Raw genomic sequence first — 23,394 nt, 5'->3', positions numbered from 1 at the left:
TCGTCGAGACGGTGATCAAGGTCAATGAAGACACCAAGCGGCGGATGACCGACAAGCTGCTCGACCTCTGCGGCGGCTCGTTCAACGGCAAGAAGGTCGCCGTGCTGGGCGTCACCTTCAAGCCCAACACCGACGACATGCGCGACGCGCCCTCGCTGACCATCGTGCCGGCGCTGGTGGGCGGTGGGGCTTCGGTCTCGGTGGTCGACCCGCAGGGCAAGCGTGAGGGCGAAGCGCTGCTGCCGGGCGTGGCCTGGGAGGACGATCCCTATGCCGCGGCCAAGGACGCCGACCTGCTGGTCATCCTCACCGAGTGGAACGAGTTCCGCGCGCTTGATCTGCAGGCGCTGGCCAAGGGCATGGCAACGCCCCGCATGGCCGATCTGCGCAATATCTACACCTACGAGGATGCTCTGGCCGCTGGCTTCAGCGATTACGAGAGCGTTGGCCGCGGCGATCCCGCGACGGCCTGAAGTCAGGCCGGAAACGCAGATCGGGCGGCGCATGTCCTGCGCCGCCCGATCAAGGGTTTTCCGGTCAGAGCGCTGAGGCTCAGCCTAGAATGCTGTCGCTCGGCATGAACTCGAGCGCGTCGATGCGCAGCGGTTCGTTGCCGCTGTCGCCATGGCCCGCGAGCACGATCTCGTCGCCTGCTTCGATCTCGACATCCGAGATGACATGGCGGGTGAGCGTGTTCTTGTTCGCCAGGCGATCGCCGAGGTCGGCATCCCAGTGCCAGGAGTCGACGACCTCGCCGTTGACGCTGACCTCGAGGTAGGACACGCCATCGGTTTCGTCGAAATAGTCGACGCCGATGTCATAGGTGCCGGTTTCCCCGTCGAAGGTCGCCGTTGCCTCGGCATTGCCAAGCGCGCTCAGCACGTGGCCACCGGAGGCGGCCGCGATGTCGGAGACGCCGAAGCCCTTCTTGACGCTCGAGTCGAACTGGAAGGTCTCTGCTTCCATCCACAGCCATTCGCCGGAGCTGCTGGCGGCCTGTTCGCTGGAACCGTCGCTGGACCCGTCGCTGAGGCCGGTCATCTCGAGGCTGACCGTGTCGATGCGCAGCGGCTCGCGGCCATCGTGCTGGCCTTGGAGCGTGACGACGTCCCCCTCTTTCAGCTCGAGGTTCTCGACGACCTTGGAGGTGAGGGTGGTCTTGTTGGCCAGGGCGCTGCCCAGATCCTCATCCCAATCCCAGCTCGTGACCTTTTCACCGTTGACGAGGACCGCCAGCGAGCTCACGCCGTCGTTCTCATCGTAGTAGTTGACGGTGAGGCTGTAGACCCCGGCGTCGCCGTCGAAGGCCAGCGAGGCATCCTGCAGCGCGCCGCTCTCGTTCTGGATGACCTTGCCTCCCGAGGAGCCGGACAGCGACTTGACGACCCATCCGTCGGTGAGCTCGAGGTCTTCGGCCTCGACAGAGATCACTGTGCCGATCGCGTCGATGTTGCCGGTGCCGACTTCAGGGCCGGTTCCAGTTCCGGTGTCGACGAGCGAGTCCTCGATCTCGGCAGTCATCTCGAGGCTGACGGTGTCGATGCGCAGCGGCTCGCTGCGATCGTGCTGGCCCTGCAGGGTGACGACGTCACCTTCCTTGAGCTCGAGACCCTCGATCACCTTCGAGGTGAGGGTGGTCTTGTTGGCCAGCGCGCTGCCCAGCTCCTGGTTCCAGTCCCAAGTCGCGACCTGCTCGCCGTTGACGAGGACCGCCAGCGTGCTCACGCCGTCGTTCTCGTCGTAGTAGTTGACGGTGAGGCTGTAGACCCCGGCGTCGCCGTCGAAGGCCAGCGAGGCGCTCTGCAGCTCGCCGCTCTCGTTCTGGATCACTTTGCCGCCCGAGGAGCCGGACAGCGACTTGGTCGCCCAGCCTTCGGTGAGCACGAGATCTTCCGCCTCGACGGTGATCACGGTGCCGACGGAAGAGCCGGTGGAATCGCCGCCGCCCACGATGGTGGTCTCATCCGAGCCGTCGGTGACGTCGGAGATGTCGCCGCCGATATCGTCGCCATCGGTGACCGTATCGGAGAAGCCATCGAGCAGGCCGTTGATGTAGTCCTCGATGTTCGAGAAACCGTCGCCGTCCGCATCCTTGTTGGCGTCCGCGACGCTGGAGTTGGAGCCGATGATCTTCTCGTAATGGTCGGGAATGCCGTCGCCGTCGCTGTCCTTCAGCGCGTCGACGGGCGTGTGCTTGCCGTAACCGCCAACATCATCCGGCGAGTCGATCAGCTTGCTGGATTCATTGATCACGCTGTCGATAATGCGCTGGTCGATGTCGCTCAGCTCGCCGTTGACGCGCGCGCCGGCGTTCGCGAGGATCCAGTCGAGGGCTTCGGCCGCCGACATCACCTCGGTCGTGGCCGGGTCGAAGACGAAGTTCTTTTCGATCTGCGAGGTGTTCTCGCCGCCGATCTCGCCGACGTTGTCGGACACGTAGTACGCGGCCTCGCCGGTGCTGCCGATGAAGCGGATGGCTTCGCGACCGCTGGAGTCCTCGCCCTTGATGAAGGTGTTGCCGATCACGTGCACCGTCGAGGCGCCCGCCGCGACGAGGCCTTCGTTGCCGTAGTTGTAGATGACGTTGTTGATGAACTCGATGTTCTTCGCGTCATCCTTGATCAGCGCGTTGCGGAACTTGTTGCTGACAAGCAGGTTGCCGATGACGCTGACGTTCGAGCTGTGGTCGCCGATCAGCATGCCCATGCTGTGCTGACCCTTCGGGTGCAGAGACTCTTTCAGCGCCTCAGCCACGATGTTGTTCGAGATCGTGATGTTGCTCGGCGAGCCCCAGGTCGCGACGTTCTCGTCGATCGACCAGCTGATCGAGTTGCTGTCCAGAATGACGTGCTCGACCGTGTTGCCGGCCTTGCCGATCGAAATGCCGTCGCGGTCATCTGGGTTCTGCCCGTCGGGATCGTCCCCCGGACGCACGGTCATGCCACGGATGATCACGTTGCTTTCAACAACCCGAAGACGGGCGCCGGTCACGGTGATCCCCCCGGGCGCAGTCTGCCCGGCCAACGTGACGTCGCCGTTAATTTCGATGTGGCTGGTCAGATCGATTTGTCCGCCAACTTCGAAAACCACAATGCGCGGCCCGTCGAGATCTTCCAGAGCCCAGCGAAGCGAACCTTCCCCGGAGTCGTTCAGATTTGTAACTTTAACAATTTCACCACCACGGCCACCAGTTGCGCTTGCACCAAACCCCTGCGCTCCCTCAAACGCGAGAAGCTCTGAATTCTTGTCCACCATTATGTGACTTAGTCCCGATTAGTTGCTTTATGTAGTGTGCGAGTAGTTCCTTTGCGGTGGCTATCGGATACTCGCGGAGCGCTCGGGACGCATTCTGTCTGCAACTTTACCTTGGGGTATTGGGTGAGAATCCGCCGACTCGGCGTCGGTGAAAGATCGCCGGGCCGCGCGCTCTGTCGGTTCAAAGGGGGCAGCGAAATTGGAATTAAGGCGATAATGGGGCACACGAAGAGGGTGAGCCGGATCGCGAAACGCCGTAGTTAGTTAAGTTTCAACGCAATTTGTACGTTAAAGTTAAGTCATAGATCTACAATGGACAGGATTTGTCTCGCCTCCGGAAAGGCAGGTTTTTGCCGAGGAGCTTTTGCCCAAAAAATGGGCGGATCTTGAGTTTGCGCTGTTCGGTGCAAGCCGGCTGCGGCATAATCCGGGCGAGCGGCGTATGCTGCCCTCGCGGCAAGGGTCATTTTGGGCCGAATCGTTGTCGTGTCGTGGCGTCCCGCGAACCTGATTTTTGAACATTATCAACCAATTGTTTCTAATTATGTGGATTACCCATGCGACAGATCAGTCTGCTAGCCGTAACCAAGTCGACCGGGGGCATCGCCCTCTACAACAAGCTGCTCCTGACTGAACTGAGGCGGATCGGAGTACGGACCCACACGCTTTGCCTTTCCGAGAACAACGAGGCCTATGCCGCCGATCTTGCCCGGCGCGGCCTCAGCGCCGAGCCCCTGGACATGGCGCGCTACAGCATCGACTTCGGCGGCGACGCCCGGGTGCTGCGCCGGGTCATCGCGGCGGCCCGCGCGCAGGCGGCGGATGTAATTGTCTGCCACGGCAGCAAGTCGGGGTTCCTTGGCCGTGCCGCTGGGCGGATCACCGGCATCCCCGTTGTCTACCGTCAGGCGTCGATGCCCTTCCAGCGTCGGGTGCAGGGGGCCAAGGCGCCGCTCTACTGGGCGCTGGATTTCGTCGCCCGCGGCTTCGGCGGCCACGTCGTGACCCTGACCGATCAGGCGCGGCGGGAAACGCTCAAGGCACGGTTGATGCCGCCCGAGCGGGTCAGCGTGATCCGCACCGGCGTGGACGTGGAGCGGTTTCGCCCGCCCGCGGACCGGGCCGAGGCGCGCCGCGCGCTCGGGCTCGACCCGGACCGGCCCGTGGTAGGCTGGATGGGCCGCATCGAGCCGCAGAAGGCGCCGCTCGACTACATAGAGTCCCTGCGCGCTCTGGTCGGGCGCTACCCGCAGGCGCAATTCGTCATGGCCGGCGAAGGCCGGCTGCAGCGCGAGGTTGATCTGGCGCTGGCCGCGGCGGGGCTTTCGGACCGGGTGAGGATGCTGGGTTGGCAGTCCGACCCGGTCGCGGCGCTGCAGGCCTTCGACATCTATGTGCTCAGCTCGCATTGGGAGGGGCTGCCGATCACCCTGCTCGAGGCCATGGCCTGCGGCTGCTGCTGCATCTCCACCGACGTGGACGGATGCTCTGATGCACTCGAGGACGGTGTCAGCGGACGCCTCGTCGGGGCCGGCGACACGCGGGCGCTGGCCGATGCACTGGACAGCGTGCTGGGCGATCCCGACCTGCGCGCGCGCTACGCCGCGGCTGGACGGCTCCGCGTGGTGACACTTTTCGACAAGGAAACCATGGTCGCCAAATGGGTCGAGCTGCTCTCGACGCTGACCACCGGGCGGGCGCCCGTGCCGCTTGGAAGCACGGCGGAAGCGGCATCGGAGGGGGCGAAATGAACTCCGGCATCACATCCACCCTGACCCGGGCGACCGGCACAGCCGCGCCGGCGCCCAGCCAGCCGCTGCGTATCTGCATGATCATCTCCTCCTACCACCCGATCGTCGGAGGGGCGGAAAAGCAGGTGGCGCAACTCGCCGGACTGATGACCGGGCAGGGGCACGAGGTCTACATCCTCACGCGCCGCTATCCCGGGCTTGCTGCCGCCGAGACCATCGACGGCGTCAAGGTCCGGCGCATCGCCATGCGCAAGCCGGTCAAGGGCGTCGGCTTCATCCTCGGTGCCGCGCGCATGGTGCGCGATCTGAACCCCGACGTCATCCATTGCCACTCGCTCTTCTCCCCGGCGCTGGCCGGGGCGCTTGGCAAGCGCTGGACCAATGCGCCATTGCTTGCCAAGCCCATGTGCGGCGGCGAGGCGACGTCCATCGCCAGCAAGCCGCTCGGCCGACAGCGGCTGGCCTATATGGCGCGGGCCGTCGACCGGTTCCCGATGGTGAGCCGCGAGATCGAGACCGAGCTGACCGAACTCGGGGTGCCAGCGGCGAAGTTGCGGTACATCCCCAACGGCGTGGACGGCGCGCGCTTCTGCCCCGCCCGTACCCCGGTCGAGAAGGACAAGCTGCGCCTGAGCCTCGGCCTGCCCGCAGGGCCGCTCTTTCTCTTTGCCGGGCGGCTTGCGGCGCAGAAGCGCCTGCCGCTGCTGCTCGAGGCCTGGTCGGACGTCCGCGAAAGCATCCCGCAGGCGACGCTCGCCATCGCCGGGGCGAACCGCGCCTCGGGCTCGGGCTACCATGCAACTTTCGGCGAGGGCGATGAGATCCCTGCCGCGCTGCTCGAGCAGCCCGGGGTGCGTATGCTTGGCCATGTGGCTGACATGCCCAACCTGCTGCGGGCGGTGGATGTCTTCGTGCTGCCCTCGGCGCGCGAGGGTCTGTCCAACGCCCTGCTCGAAGCCTGTGCTTCGGGTCTGGCCTGCATCACCGCGCGCACCGGGGGCGCCATGGACTTCATGCGCGATGGTGAGAACGGACTGCTGTTCGAGGTCGACGACCGTCAGGCGCTGGCCACCGCGCTGGCGCAGCTGGCGACCGATGCCGAGCGCCGCGCCCGGCTTGGCGAGGCCGCGCTGCGCACAGTGGCCGAGAGCTACGACATCCGCCAGACCGCGACCTCGCTGCTGGCACAATATGTCGAGTTGGGCGCCGGCACCCGCGCCGCCACGGCGGGGAGGCGCTGAGATGAGCGACACGGCCCCGATCTTCCTGCTCGGCCTGCAGCGCGGCGGCAGCGATCAACTGCACGACGCGCTGCGCGCCCATCGCGACACCGTCTGGCCCGAGGGCGCCATTCACGAGGTGCTCCGCCCGGCACCGGTGCCGCGCGCCGAGGCCCTGAAGGCTCTTGCGAGCTACTTTCCCACGCTGTTGCGCAGCGGTGACATCCTCAATCCGCGGTGCGCCCCCGGCCCGCTGCGCCCGCGCGACCGCGCCTGGATCGCCCGCGAGCTGGCCCGTGCGACCGACCGCAACCTGCCCGAGGTGCGCCGCTACAAGCGCGCGCTCGCTGCGCGAGGGCTGGGGCCGGGCCTGCCCTCGGGGCGGGGGCGGATGCTGGTCGAGGTGCTGAATTACAACATCGGCCTCGCAACGGAGCTTGACCGGCTCTACCCCGGGGCCCGCTTCGTCGGTCTGGTGCGCGATCCCTACGACACCTGCGAGACCATGATGGCCCGTGGCGGCGATCCGGCCGAGATCATGGCCCTCTACCGGTATTTCGGCGAGACCCTGCTGCGCCTCGAGCAGCGCGGCCTGCCGCTGAAGCTGGTGCGGCACGAGGATATCGTCAGCGACCTCGCCCGGACCGTGGACGAGGTCTTTGATCATTGCGGTTTCGAAACCCCTGCGACACGGGGCCTGTTGCCGAACGGGCGACGACGACGCGAGACAGGGCGGCGCCCCGCGGAGGAGGGCCTGGTCCGGGGAGGAATCTCGGCTCTCGTGCGGGAGGATGCCGGCAAGGCTGCATCGGCCCGCCTCGCGCCGGAGGTGGCGGGGATGATCCAGCAAAATTGCGCCGCGATCATCGAGCGTTTCGGCTACCTTGCCCCGACGGTTATGGGCTGAAGGGCAGGGAGACGGGCATCGGTCCCCGCCTCATCGGCGCCTTGGCGTCGCCCTGGTCGCGCAGCTCCGATATCTGCTTGACGCCACTCCGCCGGGAACTTAAGGAGTGCCACACCCCCGGCGAGTTGGCGGAGTGGTGACGCAGCGGATTGCAAATCCCGCATCAAGCCTCAGAAAATATTACATTTTGTGTGCGGCGAATGCCTAGGACAAACCCGAAACAAACCGGGAATGTGTGGCACTTAAATATCGTCAAATCCGGTCTCTTCTTTGCTGCGCTTCGCGTGCTCTGACGCGCTGGCGAACGTGTCGGGTGTAGTGCCTGACCATGGCTGCGCTCTGGCCTGTGACGGCCGCGATCAGGTCATCGCTGCAGCCTGCGAGGAGCAGCTCGACAGCTGCAGTATAGCGCAGCCCGTGCAGGTCGTAGGCTTCTGCACCCACCGCCTTCCGAGCGGCGCGCATGGCGTCTGATGCTCCGCGATACTCCCATTGCCCCGGGCGCTTGGTCTTCGACATATCCTTGGTCAGGATGAAGAGGCTTTTTCTCTCGATGGCGTCGAGTGCTGCCGCGAGGTGCGGCGTGAGCGGAATTTCGAGCCTCGCGCCAGTCTTGCTCTGGCTGACCAAGATGGTGTCGCCCCTGATGTGCCCCCACTGCATGCGCAGCACGTCGCCGATCCGCTGCCCGGTGCCGAGACAGAGTTCGAAGAGCGTGCGCTCTCGGGTCCCGTAAGGATATGCCTTACGGAACTCGGCAACCTTGGTGTCAGGCCATGGCTCTCGGTCCTGCTTCTCGTACTTCAGCGCCTTGATGCCCTTGGCCGGGTTCTCCTCGGCTTTGGTCAGCAGCCCCATGTCCTTCGCGTGTTCCATCACGATCGACAGCACACGCAGCCTGTAGTTTGCAAAATGGGCGCTCTTCTTCTTTGCCCAAGCATCGCGCCAGGCGATGGCGTGGTGGCGCTCGATTTGCCGCGGCGCGAGGTGCCCAAGCTTGTCCTCGAAGTAGGGCAGGTGCTTCTCATAGTCATCACGCGTCCGGCGTTTCAGGTCGCGGTATTTGGGAGCGGCGCGATACGCGCGGATGACCGCCGCAACATCCTTGCCGCTGGGCACCGGAGATGGCGCATTGAGTAGGCGCTCGCGCTCCTGGTGAAGCGCAAATGGGACCGGCTCATCTTCTGAAAACTGCGTCTCAAGTCGAATTTCCACGATCTTCCCGGCATATCGTTTGCGGAAGAGGAGGACGCCGTCGCGCTTGCGGCGATGGATGTAGCTCGGCAGCTCTTTTCCCTTGGTCATGGTTCGATGAGGTCCGCTGGGTTGGCGTCTTTCGTGGCGGCATCTTGATGCTGATCTTTCGATCTCGCAAAGGTCACGGTGACGCTGGGCACGTATCCTGGCGGCGTCATGGCAATGAGGTCCTGCACTTGCTTCTGTGTCAGGCTGAAACGGTGTCCCATGTCTCAGGTCTCCGGTGGTTAGCTGGACTGATAGAACTGCTGGATGCGCCGGCGGCGCGCTCTGGCGGCGGGGAGCCTCATCAGCATGTGGACCGGGCGGATCGCGGCGCAGATGATGACGAAGGCGGTGTAGAGGTCGGTCATGGTGGTGACCTCCGCGCCTGGCACTTCATCGCGAGCTCGCGCATGCTGATCTCGACCGCACCGGCGGCGACTGCCTTGGCGCGGAGCCCCATGCCGATGTCGAAATGCTCGTCAGCGGTGCCGGCCTTCTGCAGCCATTTCCGCTTCAGTCCGATCCGGTCCGCCATGGCGAGCAGCTCGTCGGTACTGTCCGCGATCATGTGGCTCATCTTCATGTGCCGGAAGCGGCCCATCTCGGTGCGGTACATGTCGTCGACGTAGACGGTCATGCTGCCACTCCCACCACATCTAGATTGCGGATTTTCCGGCGGTTGTTATCCACAGGAATCTCGACAATCGGAGGCTGAGCCTTCTCGACTGAGGCAAGAAAGTGACGCAGCGTGAACGAGGTCCGTGAGTGGACTGATACGCCCGAAGACCTCTTGGTGCAGATAGCCGGAATTTCCCCGGTTCTGAGAGGAAGGGCAAACTTTTGAAGACAGAACTTTTGTATTACCAGTTGCCCCGGTTTGGAAAATGTCCCCCCAATCCGGGGCATTTGGTGGGCGACGCCACTCATGCGGCAACCTCCCGAGCTTCGACCAGGTGCGCGCAGTTCGCCCGCACCAGCTCCTCGGCCAGTGGCGGGCAGACGCTATTCCCGACGCAGGAAACCTGCACGTCCTTCGGGAAGGCCTCGAACTCCCATTCGCCTCCTTCCTCGCGCCAGACGCCCTCGATCACGTAGTCGGAGGGGAAGCCCTGCGCGTTGAAGAGCTCGCGCGGGGTGAGCATCCGCATGCCCACGTCAACGATGACGAAGGACGTGCCGCCGATCTCGAGGGTGACGAACTCGCGGTCATCCCAGAGCCCGTGCGCGCGCAGCAGCTCGGCCACTTGGCGGGCCCGCGGCGCGTGCGCCTCGTCGAAGGGCGGGGCGGCTACCTCGGCCTGCATCGGGCCCATGCGGTCTTTGGTGGTGACCGTGTGCATCGGCCCATGTGCCGGGGCGCCGTCGCCGGTGCCGTAGTATTTGGCCAGCCATGCGGCGACAGGTGTCTGATGGCTGCCGGAACTCGTGACGGTCGAGATCGGCTCGCTGGCGGGACGGCCCGGGTGCACGCCCCGCAGGTCGTTGTTCTGCTGGGCGAGGTAAGCCGCGACCGGGTATTGCTTCACACCGCCGGCGACGACGGTGTTCAGCGGCGCGGTGATGTCGAGCGCGCGAGGCGCCTGGCCTTTCCGCTCGCCGTTCCCGACATGCACCATGGTCGCGGCGATTACGCTGTTCTGGTCCTTCTTGCTCGCGCAGATCGTGTGATGCGGATCCTCGATCGACCGGCAGCGGCCGCCCTGCTGCGCATAGGTCAGCACCGGCGCCACGACGGCGCTGTGATTGCCCGCGGCGCAGACGGTGGGGTGAGGCTGCGCCACGGGGCCCATGCGGCGCGTGGTGCCCTTCAAGCTGGCCAGCAGTGGTGCGAGGATGCCGAGCGGTGCCGCGCCGCCCGGGCGCTTGAGGTAGCTGTTGGCGGTGACCGTGGGCAGCGGTGCCGCGATGTCGCTTCCCGTCGCGCCGGTCATGAACTTGGCGATGGAAGGGGCGATGAGCGCGTGCCGGTTTTCGCAGGTCACAGTCCGAAGGGGCTCGCCAAGCGTGGCAGCGCGAGTGCCGCGGCCTTCGCCGTGCCCGTAGTAGGTGGCGAGCGCGGGCGCGACCACGGCATGCGAAATGCCGCCCGCGGTCACCACGCCATGCGGCTCGGTCAGCGGGTATTCCCGGCGGCCGCCGCTGTCGCCGTGGGCGATGCTCACCAGCGACGGGGTAACAAGGGCCTTCTCGCCGCGGTTCGCGCCGGTCACGGTGCGCAGGGGATCGTCGAGATCCTCGGTGCGCGCGCCGTGGGTTAGATTGACCAGGAAGGGACGCTCGGCGTCGAGCACATAGCGGCGCAGCCCCTTGGCCACCCGGGCGAGGGTATTGTTCGCCAGCGGCCGCACGGCGCGCAGCCCGTGCTTCTCCTTGATCTCGGCCTTGCTGTCGAAGATGCTCGGGCAGGGCAGCGACCAGTCGATGCATTCCGCCGCGGTGCGCCACGGCTGCAGCTTGCCCGACTTAACCTCGTCCGAGTCCGGCGCGCCATGCGTGGGCGCAGGCCATACGATGCGCTGGCCGTCAAACCGGATGCAGACGAACAGCCGCTTGCGGATCGTCGGGGCGCCGTAGTCGCAGGCGCGCAGCTCGCGGCGCTCGATCTTCCCGCCGAGCTTGCGGATCGCCTTGCACCATGCGGCGAAGGTCTCGCCCTTGCGGGCCGGGCAGGGCATCAAGCCGCGCTCGGTCTCGATCAGCGGGCCCCAGCCCGCGAACTCCTCGACGTTCTCCATCAGCACCACGTCGACGCGGCCGCCGCTCTTCTGGATGCGCTCGATCCACCCGGGGATGATCCACGCGAGATCACGGATGTTCCGCGCCACGGGCTTGCCGCCCTTGGCCTTGCTGAAGTGCTTGCAGTCCGGGCTGAACCACATGAGGCCGATGTGCTTGCCTGCGAGATGGTCGAGTGGATCGACGCGATAGACGTTCTCGGACAGGTGCAGCGTCTCGGGGTGGTTCGCCGCGTGCAGCGCCAGCGCCGCCGGATTGTGGTTGATCGCGATGTCGGGCCCGCGGCCGAGCGCCGTCTCGATGCCAGTGCTGGCTCCGCCGCCGCCGGCGAAGCTGTCGACGATCAGCGGCAGGCCGGTGTAGGCGCGGTCGGGCAGCTCGGGGAAATCGAAGGTGTCGCGCATCAGAGCCACCCCTCGAGCCAAGCCGACGCCGCGCGGATCAGGGCCGCCAGCTGCTCAACCCCGGTTGCGATGAACCAGAGGCCCAGCAGGACGAGGATCAGGAAAACCAGCACGGCGAACCACCAGCCCTCAAGGAGAAGGCGATCCTTGCGCTCCATCTCGATCTTGTCTCGAAGGCCATCGCCATTGTAGTCGCGCAGGGGAGGCAGACTGTCGCTCTTGCGGTACTCGCGCTCGGCGGCACGTCCGGTGACGCGCAGGGTGTCAGGTTCTGTCATGCTCATCCCTGCTCTCCCTGCTCACGGAATGCGCGCTCAGCGGCCTCCATCTCGGCGCGCTGCTCGTCGGTCAGGCTGTCGCCCACCGGCGGCAGGCCGAAGGGGTCGTCGTCGTTCTGCTCGGCCTTGGCTTCGGCCTCGTGCGCCAAGCGCTGACACTCCTCGAGGATCGTGCGTAGCAGTTCGCGGTGCTCTTTGCCTTCCGGGCTGTTCCAGAAGGTCATGAAGGCTTCCTTGCCCTTGCGCGCTTCGGTGCGGGCCCGGTCGAGGAGCTCCTTCTGCTTCTGGGCGTTGCCCTGGCCTTTGGCCCACTCCGCCATTGCGCGGCCGGTCTCGACACCCATGGGGCGGCGCGGGTCGAGCAGCCCCTTGAACTGGTCGGCCACCTTGATCTGGTGGACAGGACAGCCCGGCGCGGAGGGGTCGAGGATCACCATCGTGGTCATCTCGAACATCAGGTCTGCGTCGGACGCCGGGTCCCACGGTACGTCCTCGCGGCGGGTTTTCGTCTTGCGGGCGTTGACTGAGCTGTTGCCGAAACCCTTCTGCATGACAGGCTTCGCGCGGGTGCAGATGATGATGTTGGTGTTGGCGCGCACGATGCGGTCGATGAGGCGGCGGTATCGCGGTTTGACCTCGGCCCACGCGAGCTGCGAGCGGGCATCCTTTTTGCTGTCGTCGCCGCGGGTCAGCCGGTCGAGCGTCTGGGCATGCAGATCGAGGACACCGCCGACGCCCTCCCAAGCGTGGCTGAAGCTGTCGAGGATCACGACGGGGAGACCGGCCTCTTCTGCCGCATCGATGACCTCGATCCAGCGCTCTGGAGGGAAGCCGACGACGTTGCCCGAGTGGTCCAACGCCTGGAAGTCGAAGTGCATCATCTCGGGGAAGGCCTGCTTGTAGTGCAGGGCCCGCTTGTTCTCGGTATCGACATAGCCGATCGGCGCTCCGGGGCGGCCAGTCACGGTCTCGGCGATCCCACGGGCCATCAGCAGGGCAGAATAGGTCTTTCCGGTGCCCGAGCCGCCCGACAGGCCGATAGAGAGCGTGAGAGGATCGTGGATCTCGGTGACAGGGATAAAGCGGATGTGCGCGTTCATAGGGGTATCTTTCACTCTGCTGCGATGGGCGACTGCCAGCGGCGCGCCTGATCGAGGATGTCGTGGCCGTAACGGCGGCGATATTCGCCCTCGGAGCTCTCGCGCTCGAGCCAGCGCTCCTGGAACCACGCGGGAAGTTCGACGCGGTGGATCCCGGCGGGGTAGCCCGGCCAGTGGCCCGAGGAGATGCACTGCTGCCAGATTTCGCGGGCACGTCGGGTCTTCTTGCGCGCCATGTCGAGATCGTCAGAGGACAGCTCGACAATGCAGACCTCGTAGGGAGCGGCCTTCTCCTGGAAAATGAACCGGAACGCGCGATCCTCGCCGGTCGCGGCTTTCCATGCCTCGAGGTAGAAGGCGGCCTGCACGTCATAGCCGTAATTCATGACCGCCCTGGTGCAGTGGTCCGGGCAGGCGTCGGTGGTGGTCTTGAAGTCATACAGCGGTAGGCGCGGGTCGCGCGGGGCGTTGTCGATCATCACCCGGCAGACGGTCCCCTCTACGTCGGCCAGCACCACCGTTTCCGAGCAGCTGCTGTCGAGCTCAATCTGCATCTCGGCGAGCCGGGCATGCACTCGCTCGCGCATCGCCTCGATTTGAGAGACCTCGGAGACCTTGAGCGGCGTCTGCCCCACGCTGCGTGCTGCCCCGATGAATTCCTTGGCAGCCTTTGTGCTGGCTGCGCCGTTGCTGGCGAGCATCTCTTCCGGGATCGCCACATAGTCGCCGCCGGCACCGAGTACCGCGCGGTGCGCCGCCCGGCCGATGTCGAAGGTTTTCTTCTCCACCGGCTCGAAGTCCGGGTTGAGGCGCGGGTGTGCCCACCAGGCGTGGAGCGGAGAGTGGTCGAGAACCACGCGCGCCAGCGTCGAGCTAAGGCTCGGGCGCGGGGCGGGGTCAGCGTGATAGGCATCGTCCGAGACGCCATAGTGCACGCCGAAGGGCAGGGTCGTCGTCATGTGCTCATTCTCCGATCGTGGTTGCAGGATGCCGAGGCTCGAGCGTGAAGTCGGTCCACCCCATGGCCATCGCCGCTTGGCGTCCGGCGGCCTCGGACTGGACCGGGACCCAAGCCCCGGTCTTCAGGTTGGTGAGGATCATCACAGCGTCACCTTCACGTGCGGGATGCGGCCATCGAGGAGCGCTTCGGCGATCAGGGCGGGCGTCGCCGCTCCTGCCATCGCGCCCAGGGCGTCAGCGATCTCTTGGAGGATGCGAACGGGGTGCGCCTTGTCCGCTGCGCGTTTGTCGGCGGCCTGCTCCTGCTCGCGCTTCTCGGCCTCAATGCGCTCGCGCTCAGCCTCGGCGGCGCGTTCTTCGCGCGCCTTTGCCTCGGCTATCTCGCGCTGGTAGCGATCTTCTGCCTCCTTCGCGGCCTGCTCGACTGCCGCCTGACGTTCGCGCTCTGCCTGAGCCTCGTCCTCGACGCGCTTCTGCTCCATCTTCTCGTTGACCGTGGACAGCGTGGCGATGCGCAGCTCTTCGAGCGCGGAGGCGTGCTCTCCCAGTTCGGCGATCAGCGGCGGAAGCTTAGTTTCGAGCTCGTAGATGAGGATTCCGAACGACTGCGGGTTCCCGGCGATGAGCCCGATACCGATCTGATTGATGTAGGCACGGGCGTTTTCTGCGCGCTCGGCTAGCCTGGCAGCGGCTGCGGCAGCTTCTTCGGCCTGGCGCTTAGCTTCTTCCTCCGCTTTTCGCTTCTCAGCCTCGACCCACTGGCGCTCTTCCTCGGCCGCCCGGAGGCGGGCAAGCTCAGCCTGCTCGGCCTCGCGATGCTCAGCGGTCGACAGGTCTGCGCGCAGCTTCTTCAGGGCGCGTTCTTTGGCAGCCTCGGCGATCGGCTGGAATTCCTCCCAGCTTTCGTCGAGGTCGGATGCCTCGACCGCGGCCAGAGCGGGGCGAATTTCGTCAGCCGTGCAGAGCGCGGTGATGTGGTCGACGTCGAAGACGGAGAGGGCCTCCTTGTGCCGCGCCACGCGCTGCTCTTCCGCGGCCTCCCAGTCGAGCGCAGGCTTCTTGACCTCATCGCGCAGCGCGTCGAGGCGCTGCTTCGCCGAACGGCGCCCAGCGTTGACGGCGTCGATTTCCTTGCGGGCGGTCTCGGTCAGGGCGAGGCCTTGGCGATCCAACTCGGCCTTGGACTGACTCACGCGGTAGGCCAGCGACTTCATGGCGTCCCGGCCCTTCTTCGACGTGGCATCGAGGCTGGAAGCTTCCGCCCGCGCCGCGGTCTCAAGCTGCGAGAGAAGGGCGTCGAGGCCGTCACCGCTCTTGAGGATCGCTGCGAGGCTGGTCGGCTCCGGAAGGGCCAGCTCCGTATTGGGGGAAAGATCATTCATCAGTACGGTCCCGGTGTCTGGGCCGCCCGCACAATCGCGGCGGCGATGGACAGCGCCGTGGCGCCGAGCGCGCCAGCGGCAATGACTTGAAGGGCGAGAAGAAGGCGATGCATCCGGCTCACTCAGCCGCGATGCGGTCGAGGTGGAGGTCGCGGAGGTAGTCGCCGTAGTCGTCCTGAGTGGAGCTCTCGGCCTCCAGCTCGGCGACGATCTTGTCGGAGGCATCCTCTTCGAGCTTCGACACGGCGTCCTCTCCGATAGCCTGCGCGAGCTGGGCGCGCGACAGGTGGAGCCCGCCGATGTGCCAGTCCTCGATTTCAATGGAGGTCACCGCGAACCCGCCGTGCATGATCCCGACGTCGGGCTCTGCCGGCTGGTACTCGGCGTCGTACGACGCAACAGCGACGGGGATCGCCATGTCGTCGAGTTCGATGCTGAAGGTGTCCATGTGAGGTCTCCCTGTGGAAATCCCCGCGATTGGCGCTGCCTCTTCGGCGGGGTGTAGGGAGAAGCTACAGGGGACAAATATCCCCGTCAACATGAAAGGGGATAAAAATCCCCATCATTATCGCGTCACATGAACCAGCGTGCTACAATCCACCTGTCAGCGCGGTGGTAGCGGCAAAGAAAAACCCCGCCGGAGCGGGGTGGAGGGAAGAGATATGGATGAAGAAGAAATGGCCAAGATCGCGCAAAAGGCGTTTCGTCGGAGCGTCGCAGGTTTCGGGCTCAGCCTTTTTTCCCTAGGGTTCTCACTTTGGGCAGGCGGTTATCTTTTCTGACCGTCGGCCCAACGCCAGACGACCTCTAGGTGACGGGGTTCGAAATTGCCTTTGGCAAAGCACGTTAGGTACTCCGTCGGTCTAGGTGTATGGCTGCTCGAATTTTGTGATGCCTGCGATCCCGCCGCACCTATGGAGCGAGATATGGAAATCTCTCTTTTCGCATCCTGCTCAGGGAGCACAGTCACCTCTTCAGGCGGGTAGCCGCGAGGCTCAACCCATTGATGATCCGAGCTCAAGAGTACTACCCCCTTCTTCGAGTACCTGATCGCTTCGACCTGGATGGAGATAGGCTCAAAATTTCTAGCTGTGATACTCACTGAATGCCAACCAGGGAAATGGCGGCTGGCCGAGTGTGAAATCTCGAAAACTGGCCTCTTGCGCCTGTTCTGGCTTTTGGTGACTGTGGCCACCACATGACCGCTGTAGCTTTGCCATCCTGTGAATAAGGCGCTAGCGGTCGCGATCAGGATCGCAATGTCTGCCTTCTCCAAATTCTCAGCCCCTCAGCGCCGCCGCCACGAGTCTCGCCAGACGCTGCGCTTCACCACTTCCTGATTTCGCAACTTCGTCAAAGCTTTTCGCAATATCCTCCCGGCCCGCATGAGTGCTTGCCGCGCCCCGGGCCATACCGACCAGCATTTCGACCGCTGCCTTGCGGACTTCGATTAGCTGGCGCTCTAGCTCGAACTCACGAGGTGTCATCGTTTTTTCGCAAACTCGGCAGGCCAGTGCAGCCGCACGCGCGCGGCCCACTTGAGCCGCACATTCCACATGGTGTTTGCGCCGGGGTTCAGCGAAATCAGGTGGAACAATCCGGGTTCGTCGCCAGCCTTCACCTGCTTGACCCAGCCCATGCCGCCCACATCCTCGACCACACACCGATGGCCAACAACTTCGTCGGGCACACCATCGTGCGTCTCGCGGGTGTAGAAGAGCAGGTCGCCTGCGCTGTACACGGGCTCCATGCTGTCGCCGACCACCTCAACGGCGACGACACCGTGCGGAGATAGGCCCGGCGGGCACTCGACTTGAGGGCCGTCGCCTTTGGCGTATGCGTCGAATACGGGAACTTGCGCGCCCGCGCCGACCTTGCCGGCAATGGAGATGGTTTCCTCGGGGTCGAAGGCGCCTGAGAGAAACTGGTCCAGGGAAAGACCCAAGGAAGACGCCACGCGCTGCGCGTCATCCACGTTCGTGGTTTTGGATTTCCCTTGTCCGACCTTCTTGAGCTGCTCGTAGGAAACGCCTGATGCTTCCGCGATCTTCCGAAGGGATAGCCCTCGGGCGGATATCGCCTTCTTGAGTGCGTCTGCGAAGGTCATGGCCATGCGGGGACAATAGTCCGAGCCGAACATCGCTGCTAGGCGACGATTATCCCTTGCTGAAAGGGGATAATTATCCCTATAGTGCAGCATGACCAGAGAACATCTCATTGCTGAAATCGAGGCATTTGCTCGCAAGCAAGGCTTGGCCCCGGCGACCGTCACCAGCCGCGGGGTCGGCAACAGCAGACTCTATGCGCGCCTCAAGGGCGGAAAGAGCTGCACTCTCGATGTTGCTGAGCGCCTCCGCGCCTACATGGCGGCGACTGCTGAACCTTCCGCCACCTGAACCCAAACACTGTTCCATGCCTCGAACATGGGCCAGCGCAAAACAATACCCAAGAAAACGAGGTTTCTCATGCAGGTATACCGCGGCCCGGCGATCAGAGCGCTCTACAAGCAGCTCGTGTCGGATTTCGGCGGCGTCGAGGCTGCCGCGCACCTTATCGGCTGCGAGAAGGGCACGATCTCGAAGCAGATGAACGGCCACGCCGCGATCGGCGCCGAGCACTACGGAGCGCTCGAAGACGAGGTGGGGCGCTGGCCCATCACTGAACTGATGTTCGCCCGCAGGGAGCGGAGCGCCGAGCAAGTCGAGCGTGATGTCCTGATCATGAGCGCAATGCGCGAACTGGCCGATGTCGGCCCTGCGCTGCTCGCTCTTGCTGCGAAAGGAGACGCCGCCGCGATCATGAAGGAGGGGCCGGAGGCTCTTGAAGTGCTCAACCGTCTGGTTCGCCACGTGGAGAACCAAGGATGACCCAGACACCAGCCATCCTCCTCCCGGCCGGTGAGGGCGGCGGACCTTCCTCCCACAGGTTCGCCGCGCGCTTCTTTGCCGTCGCCACTCACAACGGATCGACCAGCTGTGCGGCTCGAGCCTGCACGCATGGCGGCAACTCGGCCCAACGGGCCCCGAAGGTCGAAAGGCCGTTCTCTCTGCTCCCTCTACAGGCGCGTTCCGACGCCTGAGCAGCACCTGGCCGGGGCCAAGCGCTCCGGCCCCTTTCTTCACACCATGACCGCCCGGCTGCGGGGCTCAGCAGCTTCAACTCTGAGGAAACCATGAACGCACGTGCCAATTTCGAACACGACATGGAAGGGCAGGAGCCCGAAATGCAACTCGACACGCTCTTCGGCGACTGCCGGGACGCAATGCTCCAGCGCATCCAGACCATGAAGACCAGCTGGGCTCTCTGCAACGAGGCGGAGCAGGCCGAGATCATCAACGGCCTGGAACTCGCGGCCAAGAGCATCGTCCGCGCCGCGGTGCGCGAAGTCACGCGCCACGAATTCGACCACGCGGTCGTTTCGCTCGGCGAGGTAAAGATCAAGGGCGAGAAGGGGATCGAAGCCAAGATCACCTGCAGCAACATCGAGCACAATCGCACCGTTCTCGGTGAGCACGTCGGCAGCATCGTGCAGATCGTCATGATCGACAGCGAGGACTTCATGGGTGCGCGCTCCGATGCCAAGCCCTCGCCGGACCAGGGCGATTGGCTTCAGAGGGCCGACGACGACGACGACGACGCTGCGCCCCGCGGTCTGCCCAAGCCCGAGGACTTTGACTGATGGTCGAGTTCACCATCCCCGGTAAGCCATTCGCCAAGCAGCGGCCAAAAGCGGCAGCTGTCGCCGGCCGAGCTCGCGTCTACACGCCGGGCGAGACGGTGAGCTTCGAACGCAAGGTTGCGGAGATTGCGCGGCCTGACTTCCCGGTCCCTTTCGAGGGGCCGGTCCGCCTTCGCATCGTGGCGATCTTCGAGATCCCGAAGTCGTGGACGAAGAAGCGTAAGGCCGCGGCCCTCGGGGGCTTCCACATCCAGAAGCCTGACGGGGACAACCTCCTCAAATCGATCAAGGACGGCCTGAACCGAATCGCTTGGTCCGATGACTGCCAAGTCGCGGATGTCCGTTGCGTGAAGCGCTGGGGAACCCACGCCGAGACCTTCGTCCGCGTCGAGCCCCTCACCGACGACGCCCAAGCCGCACTCTAGGAGCCCGCATGTCCGCCCACCGAGGAAAGACCGTCTCCCACGCCGAGTTCGCTCGCATGTGGTTCAGCCCGATGACGCAGGCCGAAATCGGCGCTGTGCTCGGCATCACAGACTCGGCGGTGAACCATCGCGCGAACAGACGCGGTCTGCCGCCTCGCAAGAAGGGTCCGGCGCCCGCACTGGTGGATGGCCCGGAGCTACGGGCGATGTGGGATGCCAATGTCCTCACGAGCGCCATTGCCGAGCATTTCGGCGTGAGCGAGCGCACCATCCGCAACGTCGCGACGCGCTTCGGATACCCGCGCAGAACAGGCCTGGGGCGTGCCTCAATCAGCATGGCCGAGTTCAGGCAGCTGCAGGCGGGCCGCCGCATGGCCGCCGTCGCAGCGGCCGAGCAGCGCGCCACCGATCGAGTGTGGAACCGCGCGTCATGACGCACATCTTCCAGTCGATCGAGCAAGTCCCTCTCTTCCGCTATGGCATGATCATGGCGGACCCGCCTTGGCAGTACGAAAACTGGTCCGCCAAGGGCGAGCACAAGAACGCCTCGGCGAAGTACGACTGCACGCCGCTCGACTGGATCAAGGAACTGCCCGTCGGCCACATCGCCGCGCCGGACTGCGTCCTGTGGCTGTGGACGACCAACCCGCTGTTGCCGCAGGCCTTTGAGGTCATGGCCGCGTGGGGCTTTGCCTTCAAGACCGCCGGCCACTGGTCGAAGAAGACCTCCAACGGCAAGCAGGCCTTCGGCACCGGCTATGTGCTGCGCTGCGCGGGCGAGCCGTTCCTCATAGGCACCATCGGCAGCCCGAAGACCGCGCGCAACGTGCGGTCGGTCATTGAAGGGCCGGTGCGCGAGCACAGCCGTAAGCCGGACGAGGCCTTCGCGGCTGCCGAGCAACTCGTGCCGAATGTCCGCCGCATCGAGCTCTTCAGCCGACAGGAGCGCGCCGGCTGGGACGTCATGGGGAACGAAGTCGGGAGGTTCGCAGCATGAGCAACCACGTCATATCGCTCCTGCGCCGCAAGAAGCTCGGAGTGGGCTTCACAGCCAAGTCCCTCATCCTTCTGATGGCAGATATGGCGAGCGACGACGGCTCCGGAATTTGGGCATCCAAGGCCCGGATGGCGCGGGAATTGGAGACGACCGACCGGACTGTCCAGAGGACGATCGACGCCCTTATCGAGGCCGGTTTCCTGGTCGAGGTCGGCCGCAAAAAGCACCGGAATGGCTTCACCTTCGAGTACGCGATCCGGATCAAAATGGTCGAAAAGTGCGACGATTCCACGCCGCAACCCCCGATAGAGCGTCACCCGTCAATACAAGATGTAGACGCGGAGACACAAGATATGACCCCCGACACAGTGTCACCCCCGACAGAGTGTCACCCCACCCCCGACACACCGTCACCCCATGGGGTGACACAGTGTCACCCAAACCCAATAGGAACCCAAATAGAACCACCCCCCCAACCCCCCGGTGGGGGGCGGAAGAGGGAATCTCGATTTGGAGTTTCGGATGAAGTGAAGCGTCTGCTGGAGGAACGGCTATGAACTACGACGAACGCAAGGCCATCATCGCCAGAGGTCTCTCGGATTACCTCGGGCCGCTGGCACCGCCCCGGGCCCTCGACGCTGAGGCACAGGCCGAAATGCTCCGTCGCACCATCAAGGCGATCAACGCCCGCCTGCCGATCGGAAACGACGACGAAATCCGTGGCTCGCTCGAGCGGATGTTCGATGAAGTGACCCGCTCCCACAAGGGCTGGTCGTGGCCAACGCCGGACGAGTTCGTCAGCGCCATCCGTGGCGGCAGCTCCAAGGCCTCACCGGAGACCTTCACCCCGAGCAGCCACGACGACGCGAGCGCCGCGGACATGAACGCCGGACGGCCGGTCCCCGAAGCGATCGTCTGGGGCATCGCGGGCGTTAGGCTGGCGAACGCTGGCGCCATCCGGCGAGACACGCTCCAGCGCTACCGCCAGGCATCCGCCCGAGCAGCTGCTGTGGTCTGGGGTGAGGACGGCGCCCGGGCCCACCTCGTCGGCAAGTACGGCGAAGTCGCCGCGGCGTTCTTCGGCATGAGGGCAGCGGAATGAGCGCGAAGCCCGCCGCCGATTTCTTGAGGCCGAGGGCCAATTTCATTGCCATCTCCACGCGATACGAGTGACGAAGGAAGAACGATGGGGCAGGATAGGATCACGCCGGAAGAGCGTGCCGCGATCGAACAGGCGATTGCAGAGGGCCAGGTGCAGCGGGTCGAGCCGCGTGTGCCTTCCAATCTCAGGCCACGACGACCGCTGCCGGTGACTGGGCGCGAACCTGCGGGCAGGACCCCTGCGCCGCGGAGCGTCCCCGCCGAGATGCCGGTCAAGGCAGCGCTGGAGTGGGCCTTCCAAACCGAGAAGGCCAGCTTCGACTTCGACGAGCTCGGCGCGTCGGCGGGTGGTCAGCGCAAGGGCATCAGCATGGAGCAGTTGATCTTCGAACGGCACATGTTGGGCAAGGTAGCGATCGATACCTCGCCGGGCCGGTCAGAGCCCGCAGAGGACGCCGAGATCATCGCCAGCATCGTGCGCTCGGTGCTGCCGTGGTCGGCCGCCTGCCTCGTCGCTGATTTGGCGCGGGCCGGGCGTGAGCCGGACTGGATGCGGGACGCCGCGCCGCGCATCCTGCCGATCGAGTGGGTCTATGGCCGGGGCGGTGCCAGGGGTCGGACTGCCGACGCAGCGCGGCTTGGAGCCGGGGGTTGGCCGCACCAGAAGCGCCGCAACCGCAAGGGCGCCATCGTCGAGGACGAGGTGCTTTTCACGCCGGTCACTGTCTCGCCGACAGCCGTGCAGATCGCCGCCGCGCGGCGGATGTACCTCGAGTGGCGCGGTTGTCTGCTGGCCGTTCGCGGGGCGCTGCAGCGCGCATCGCTGCGCTGGTTCAGCGTCACGGACGAGCTGCCCCCGATGATGCCTTGGAAACGCCTCGACTAGGAGCGCGAGCATGTCCCTTGCGAGCACAACGGGCAGTCGTTAGAAAATACTGTGAGGTGCTCTGCGAGCCAATCGATGTGTGAGGTTTCTTTATGAGTTGGATTGCTAGCCTTTGGGAGCGTTTTCTTATTCGCGCTATCCCTTATCTGCCCTCAGTTTTGGCTGGCTTTTTGGCGCTGCTCTTTGTGTTTGCAGCCGCAGGATATTTTATTCAGGAGAAGAGTTATCTCGTTCGCCTGCTAGCGCCCGCCATAGGCTTCTTCGGTGGTGCTGCAATTGGTGGTGGTCTTGCAGCAACCGTAGGTGGGATCGGGGTTGCTGCGATGGGAACTGCTGTAGGGCTTCCTGCGCTCGCAGTGATTGGGGTGGGAGCGCTCGTCGGCGGCCTGTTAGGCGGCGTCAGCGGTTTCTCTTTCGAACTTGTCTCGTTCTTGATGAATCCGAGCGCATTCAATGTCGACACGATTGGGTTGATTGGCGTTGTTATTGTTGCGCTTGTTTTGTTTCTTGTGATCCGACGGGTTGTTGATCGTATACTCCAATGGCGCCGCCGTGCTTCGGTCACCGACACTGGCGCACTGGAATAGTCGGTTAGTCTCGTAGTCCCACGCTTGACCGCGAAAAAAAAAGGTGGGTAGACAAGGTGCCAGCAACGTTTCTGCGCCCGGAGGGAATGTCCCTGCCGGGCGCATTTATTTTTTCACTCTTTGATAAGCTGACCCCAGTCAGTCTCTGGGTGGTCGTGCACGACGATCGTGAGGCCGGTGAAACCTTTTCCAAGAGTAAAAAGCCGCGAGGTCACCACGCCGGTCAACTCTGGGCCTCCATCGAAATTGAGTAGATTTACATGATCGCCGACTTGCGGGAGTGCTGCAAACTCTGCTGCTGAAATGTCGTCTCGGTCTGCTGATGACAGAGTCTCGGCGGGGCGCCCGGAATGCTCCGACCACTGCTGATACTGCACGCTGTACTTCATTCTCGTTACTCCTTGGTGAGACTACTCTTCGGGCGATTTGATGGCATAGGCCTTGGGCTTCGGTCAAAGCGATATTAACTCTCTCTGGCACGGCC

The 23,394-nt window shown here is 64.5% G+C and carries 28 protein-coding genes and 1 pseudogene; 14 read left to right on the top strand and 15 right to left on the bottom strand.

Translation table 11 applies throughout. The features are described from left to right. Positions 1-473: UDP-glucose/GDP-mannose dehydrogenase family protein (locus G0D83_RS21610; RefSeq protein ID WP_164196758.1), on the top strand; the 473-nt coding region annotated here is incomplete at its 5' end. A 2,035-nt stretch (positions 474-2,508) separates the two neighbouring features. Here G0D83_RS21610 and G0D83_RS32825 read toward each other — a convergent pair. After that, a pseudogene (locus tag G0D83_RS32825) lies at positions 2,509-2,940 on the bottom strand (right-handed parallel beta-helix repeat-containing protein); the annotation flags it as partial. A gap of 872 nt (positions 2,941-3,812) precedes the next feature. Between G0D83_RS32825 and G0D83_RS21600 the strand changes: the two are divergent. Genes G0D83_RS21600 through G0D83_RS21590 form a run of 3 tightly spaced genes read left to right on the top strand, consistent with a single transcriptional unit; the run spans position 3,813 to position 7,133 of the window. Then, complete coding sequence (locus G0D83_RS21600; protein WP_164196756.1) at positions 3,813-5,006, top strand: glycosyltransferase; 1,194 nt, start codon at positions 3,813-3,815, stop codon at positions 5,004-5,006. Next, on the top strand, positions 5,003-6,247 hold the full coding sequence (locus G0D83_RS21595) for a glycosyltransferase family 4 protein (RefSeq protein ID WP_164196755.1): 1,245 nt from the start codon (positions 5,003-5,005) through the stop codon (positions 6,245-6,247). Before G0D83_RS21600 ends, G0D83_RS21595 begins: the two co-directional genes overlap by 4 nt. Before the next feature lies 1 nt (position 6,248). Continuing rightward, a complete protein-coding gene (locus tag G0D83_RS21590; RefSeq protein ID WP_164196754.1) occupies positions 6,249-7,133 on the top strand; it encodes a sulfotransferase in 885 nt (294 codons plus the stop codon). Between the two features lie 252 nt (positions 7,134-7,385). On the opposite strand, the gene G0D83_RS21585 is transcribed toward G0D83_RS21590, so the two are convergent. The 13 genes from G0D83_RS21585 to G0D83_RS21530 all read right to left on the bottom strand — a co-directional run bounded on the left by G0D83_RS21585 (position 7,386) and on the right by G0D83_RS21530 (position 17,348). After that, positions 7,386-8,438, bottom strand: coding sequence for a tyrosine-type recombinase/integrase (locus G0D83_RS21585; protein ID WP_164196753.1), 1,053 nt, complete (start codon positions 8,436-8,438; stop codon positions 7,386-7,388). After that, on the bottom strand, positions 8,435-8,599 hold the full coding sequence (locus G0D83_RS21580; protein ID WP_164196752.1) for a hypothetical protein: 165 nt from the start codon (positions 8,597-8,599) through the stop codon (positions 8,435-8,437). The genes G0D83_RS21585 and G0D83_RS21580 overlap by 4 nt, the downstream gene beginning before the upstream one ends. Positions 8,600-8,617: 18 nt before the next feature. Further along, positions 8,618-8,743 (bottom strand): hypothetical protein, encoded by a 126-nt coding sequence (locus G0D83_RS32560; protein WP_255455859.1) that lies wholly within the window; start codon positions 8,741-8,743, stop codon positions 8,618-8,620. Then, positions 8,740-9,012 (bottom strand): DUF4031 domain-containing protein, encoded by a 273-nt coding sequence (locus G0D83_RS21575; RefSeq protein WP_164196751.1) that lies wholly within the window; start codon positions 9,010-9,012, stop codon positions 8,740-8,742. Before G0D83_RS21575 ends, G0D83_RS32560 begins: the two co-directional genes overlap by 4 nt. Before the next feature lie 286 nt (positions 9,013-9,298). Further along, positions 9,299-11,515 (bottom strand): DNA cytosine methyltransferase, encoded by a 2,217-nt coding sequence (locus tag G0D83_RS21570; protein ID WP_164196750.1) that lies wholly within the window; start codon positions 11,513-11,515, stop codon positions 9,299-9,301. Continuing rightward, complete coding sequence (locus G0D83_RS21565; protein WP_164196749.1) at positions 11,515-11,799, bottom strand: hypothetical protein; 285 nt, start codon at positions 11,797-11,799, stop codon at positions 11,515-11,517. Before G0D83_RS21565 ends, G0D83_RS21570 begins: the two co-directional genes overlap by 1 nt. Then, entirely contained in the window at positions 11,796-12,893 is a 1,098-nt protein-coding gene (locus G0D83_RS21560; protein WP_164196748.1) for an AAA family ATPase, read from the bottom strand. The genes G0D83_RS21565 and G0D83_RS21560 overlap by 4 nt, the downstream gene beginning before the upstream one ends. A gap of 11 nt (positions 12,894-12,904) precedes the next feature. After that, positions 12,905-13,852, bottom strand: coding sequence for a PD-(D/E)XK nuclease-like domain-containing protein (locus tag G0D83_RS21555; RefSeq protein WP_164196747.1), 948 nt, complete (start codon positions 13,850-13,852; stop codon positions 12,905-12,907). Between the two features lie 4 nt (positions 13,853-13,856). Then, positions 13,857-13,994, bottom strand: coding sequence for a hypothetical protein (locus G0D83_RS21550; RefSeq protein ID WP_164196746.1), 138 nt, complete (start codon positions 13,992-13,994; stop codon positions 13,857-13,859). Next, complete coding sequence (locus tag G0D83_RS21545; protein WP_164196745.1) at positions 13,994-15,067, bottom strand: hypothetical protein; 1,074 nt, start codon at positions 15,065-15,067, stop codon at positions 13,994-13,996. The genes G0D83_RS21550 and G0D83_RS21545 overlap by 1 nt, the downstream gene beginning before the upstream one ends. Before the next feature lie 286 nt (positions 15,068-15,353). Beyond that, the gene (locus G0D83_RS21540; RefSeq protein ID WP_164196744.1) at positions 15,354-15,683 is read right to left on the bottom strand and encodes a hypothetical protein; all 330 of its coding nucleotides are present in this window, start codon (positions 15,681-15,683) and stop codon (positions 15,354-15,356) included. 832 nt (positions 15,684-16,515) lie between these two features. Then, a complete protein-coding gene (locus G0D83_RS21535; protein ID WP_164196743.1) occupies positions 16,516-16,722 on the bottom strand; it encodes a hypothetical protein in 207 nt (68 codons plus the stop codon). After that, positions 16,719-17,348: a helix-turn-helix transcriptional regulator gene (locus G0D83_RS21530; RefSeq protein ID WP_164196742.1), complete on the bottom strand. Its 630-nt coding sequence runs from the start codon at positions 17,346-17,348 to the stop codon at positions 16,719-16,721. The genes G0D83_RS21535 and G0D83_RS21530 overlap by 4 nt, the downstream gene beginning before the upstream one ends. Before the next feature lie 85 nt (positions 17,349-17,433). Between G0D83_RS21530 and G0D83_RS21525 the strand changes: the two genes are divergently transcribed. The 10 genes from G0D83_RS21525 (at position 17,434) to G0D83_RS21480 (ending at position 22,910) form a co-directional block, all read left to right on the top strand. Further along, positions 17,434-17,631: a hypothetical protein gene (locus G0D83_RS21525; protein ID WP_164196741.1), complete on the top strand. Its 198-nt coding sequence runs from the start codon at positions 17,434-17,436 to the stop codon at positions 17,629-17,631. A 69-nt stretch (positions 17,632-17,700) separates the two neighbouring features. Further along, positions 17,701-18,102: a hypothetical protein gene (locus G0D83_RS21520; protein ID WP_164196740.1), complete on the top strand. Its 402-nt coding sequence runs from the start codon at positions 17,701-17,703 to the stop codon at positions 18,100-18,102. Positions 18,103-18,407: 305 nt separating this feature from the next. Beyond that, entirely contained in the window at positions 18,408-18,914 is a 507-nt protein-coding gene (locus G0D83_RS21515) for a hypothetical protein (protein WP_164196739.1), read from the top strand. Next, positions 18,914-19,339, top strand: coding sequence for a RusA family crossover junction endodeoxyribonuclease (locus tag G0D83_RS21510; protein ID WP_164196738.1), 426 nt, complete (start codon positions 18,914-18,916; stop codon positions 19,337-19,339). The genes G0D83_RS21515 and G0D83_RS21510 overlap by 1 nt, the downstream gene beginning before the upstream one ends. Before the next feature lie 8 nt (positions 19,340-19,347). Beyond that, positions 19,348-19,773 (top strand): hypothetical protein, encoded by a 426-nt coding sequence (locus G0D83_RS21505; RefSeq protein WP_164196737.1) that lies wholly within the window; start codon positions 19,348-19,350, stop codon positions 19,771-19,773. Then, entirely contained in the window at positions 19,770-20,336 is a 567-nt protein-coding gene (locus tag G0D83_RS21500) for an MT-A70 family methyltransferase (RefSeq protein WP_203595636.1), read from the top strand. Before G0D83_RS21505 ends, G0D83_RS21500 begins: the two co-directional genes overlap by 4 nt. Then, entirely contained in the window at positions 20,333-20,893 is a 561-nt protein-coding gene (locus G0D83_RS21495; protein WP_164196736.1) for a helix-turn-helix domain-containing protein, read from the top strand. The genes G0D83_RS21500 and G0D83_RS21495 overlap by 4 nt, the downstream gene beginning before the upstream one ends. Then, on the top strand, positions 20,890-21,438 hold the full coding sequence (locus tag G0D83_RS21490; RefSeq protein WP_164196735.1) for a hypothetical protein: 549 nt from the start codon (positions 20,890-20,892) through the stop codon (positions 21,436-21,438). Before G0D83_RS21495 ends, G0D83_RS21490 begins: the two co-directional genes overlap by 4 nt. A gap of 84 nt (positions 21,439-21,522) precedes the next feature. After that, positions 21,523-22,323, top strand: coding sequence for a hypothetical protein (locus tag G0D83_RS21485; RefSeq protein ID WP_164196734.1), 801 nt, complete (start codon positions 21,523-21,525; stop codon positions 22,321-22,323). A gap of 92 nt (positions 22,324-22,415) precedes the next feature. Further along, a complete protein-coding gene (locus G0D83_RS21480; protein WP_164196733.1) occupies positions 22,416-22,910 on the top strand; it encodes a hypothetical protein in 495 nt (164 codons plus the stop codon). A 113-nt stretch (positions 22,911-23,023) separates the two neighbouring features. On the opposite strand, the gene G0D83_RS21475 is transcribed toward G0D83_RS21480, so the two are convergent. Continuing rightward, positions 23,024-23,299 carry a hypothetical protein gene (locus tag G0D83_RS21475; RefSeq protein WP_164196732.1) on the bottom strand — a complete coding sequence of 92 codons (276 nt, stop codon included), beginning with the start codon at positions 23,297-23,299 and terminating at the stop codon, positions 23,024-23,026. Between the last annotated feature and the right edge of the window lie 95 nt (positions 23,300-23,394).

The organism is Salipiger sp. PrR003, from assembly GCF_010500785.1.
In the GTDB taxonomy this organism is placed as follows: Bacteria; Pseudomonadota; Alphaproteobacteria; order Rhodobacterales; family Rhodobacteraceae; genus Salipiger; species Salipiger pacificus_A.
The sequence above is the reverse complement of the archived record's forward strand: the minus strand, read 5'-3'. Positions and strand labels throughout refer to the sequence as shown.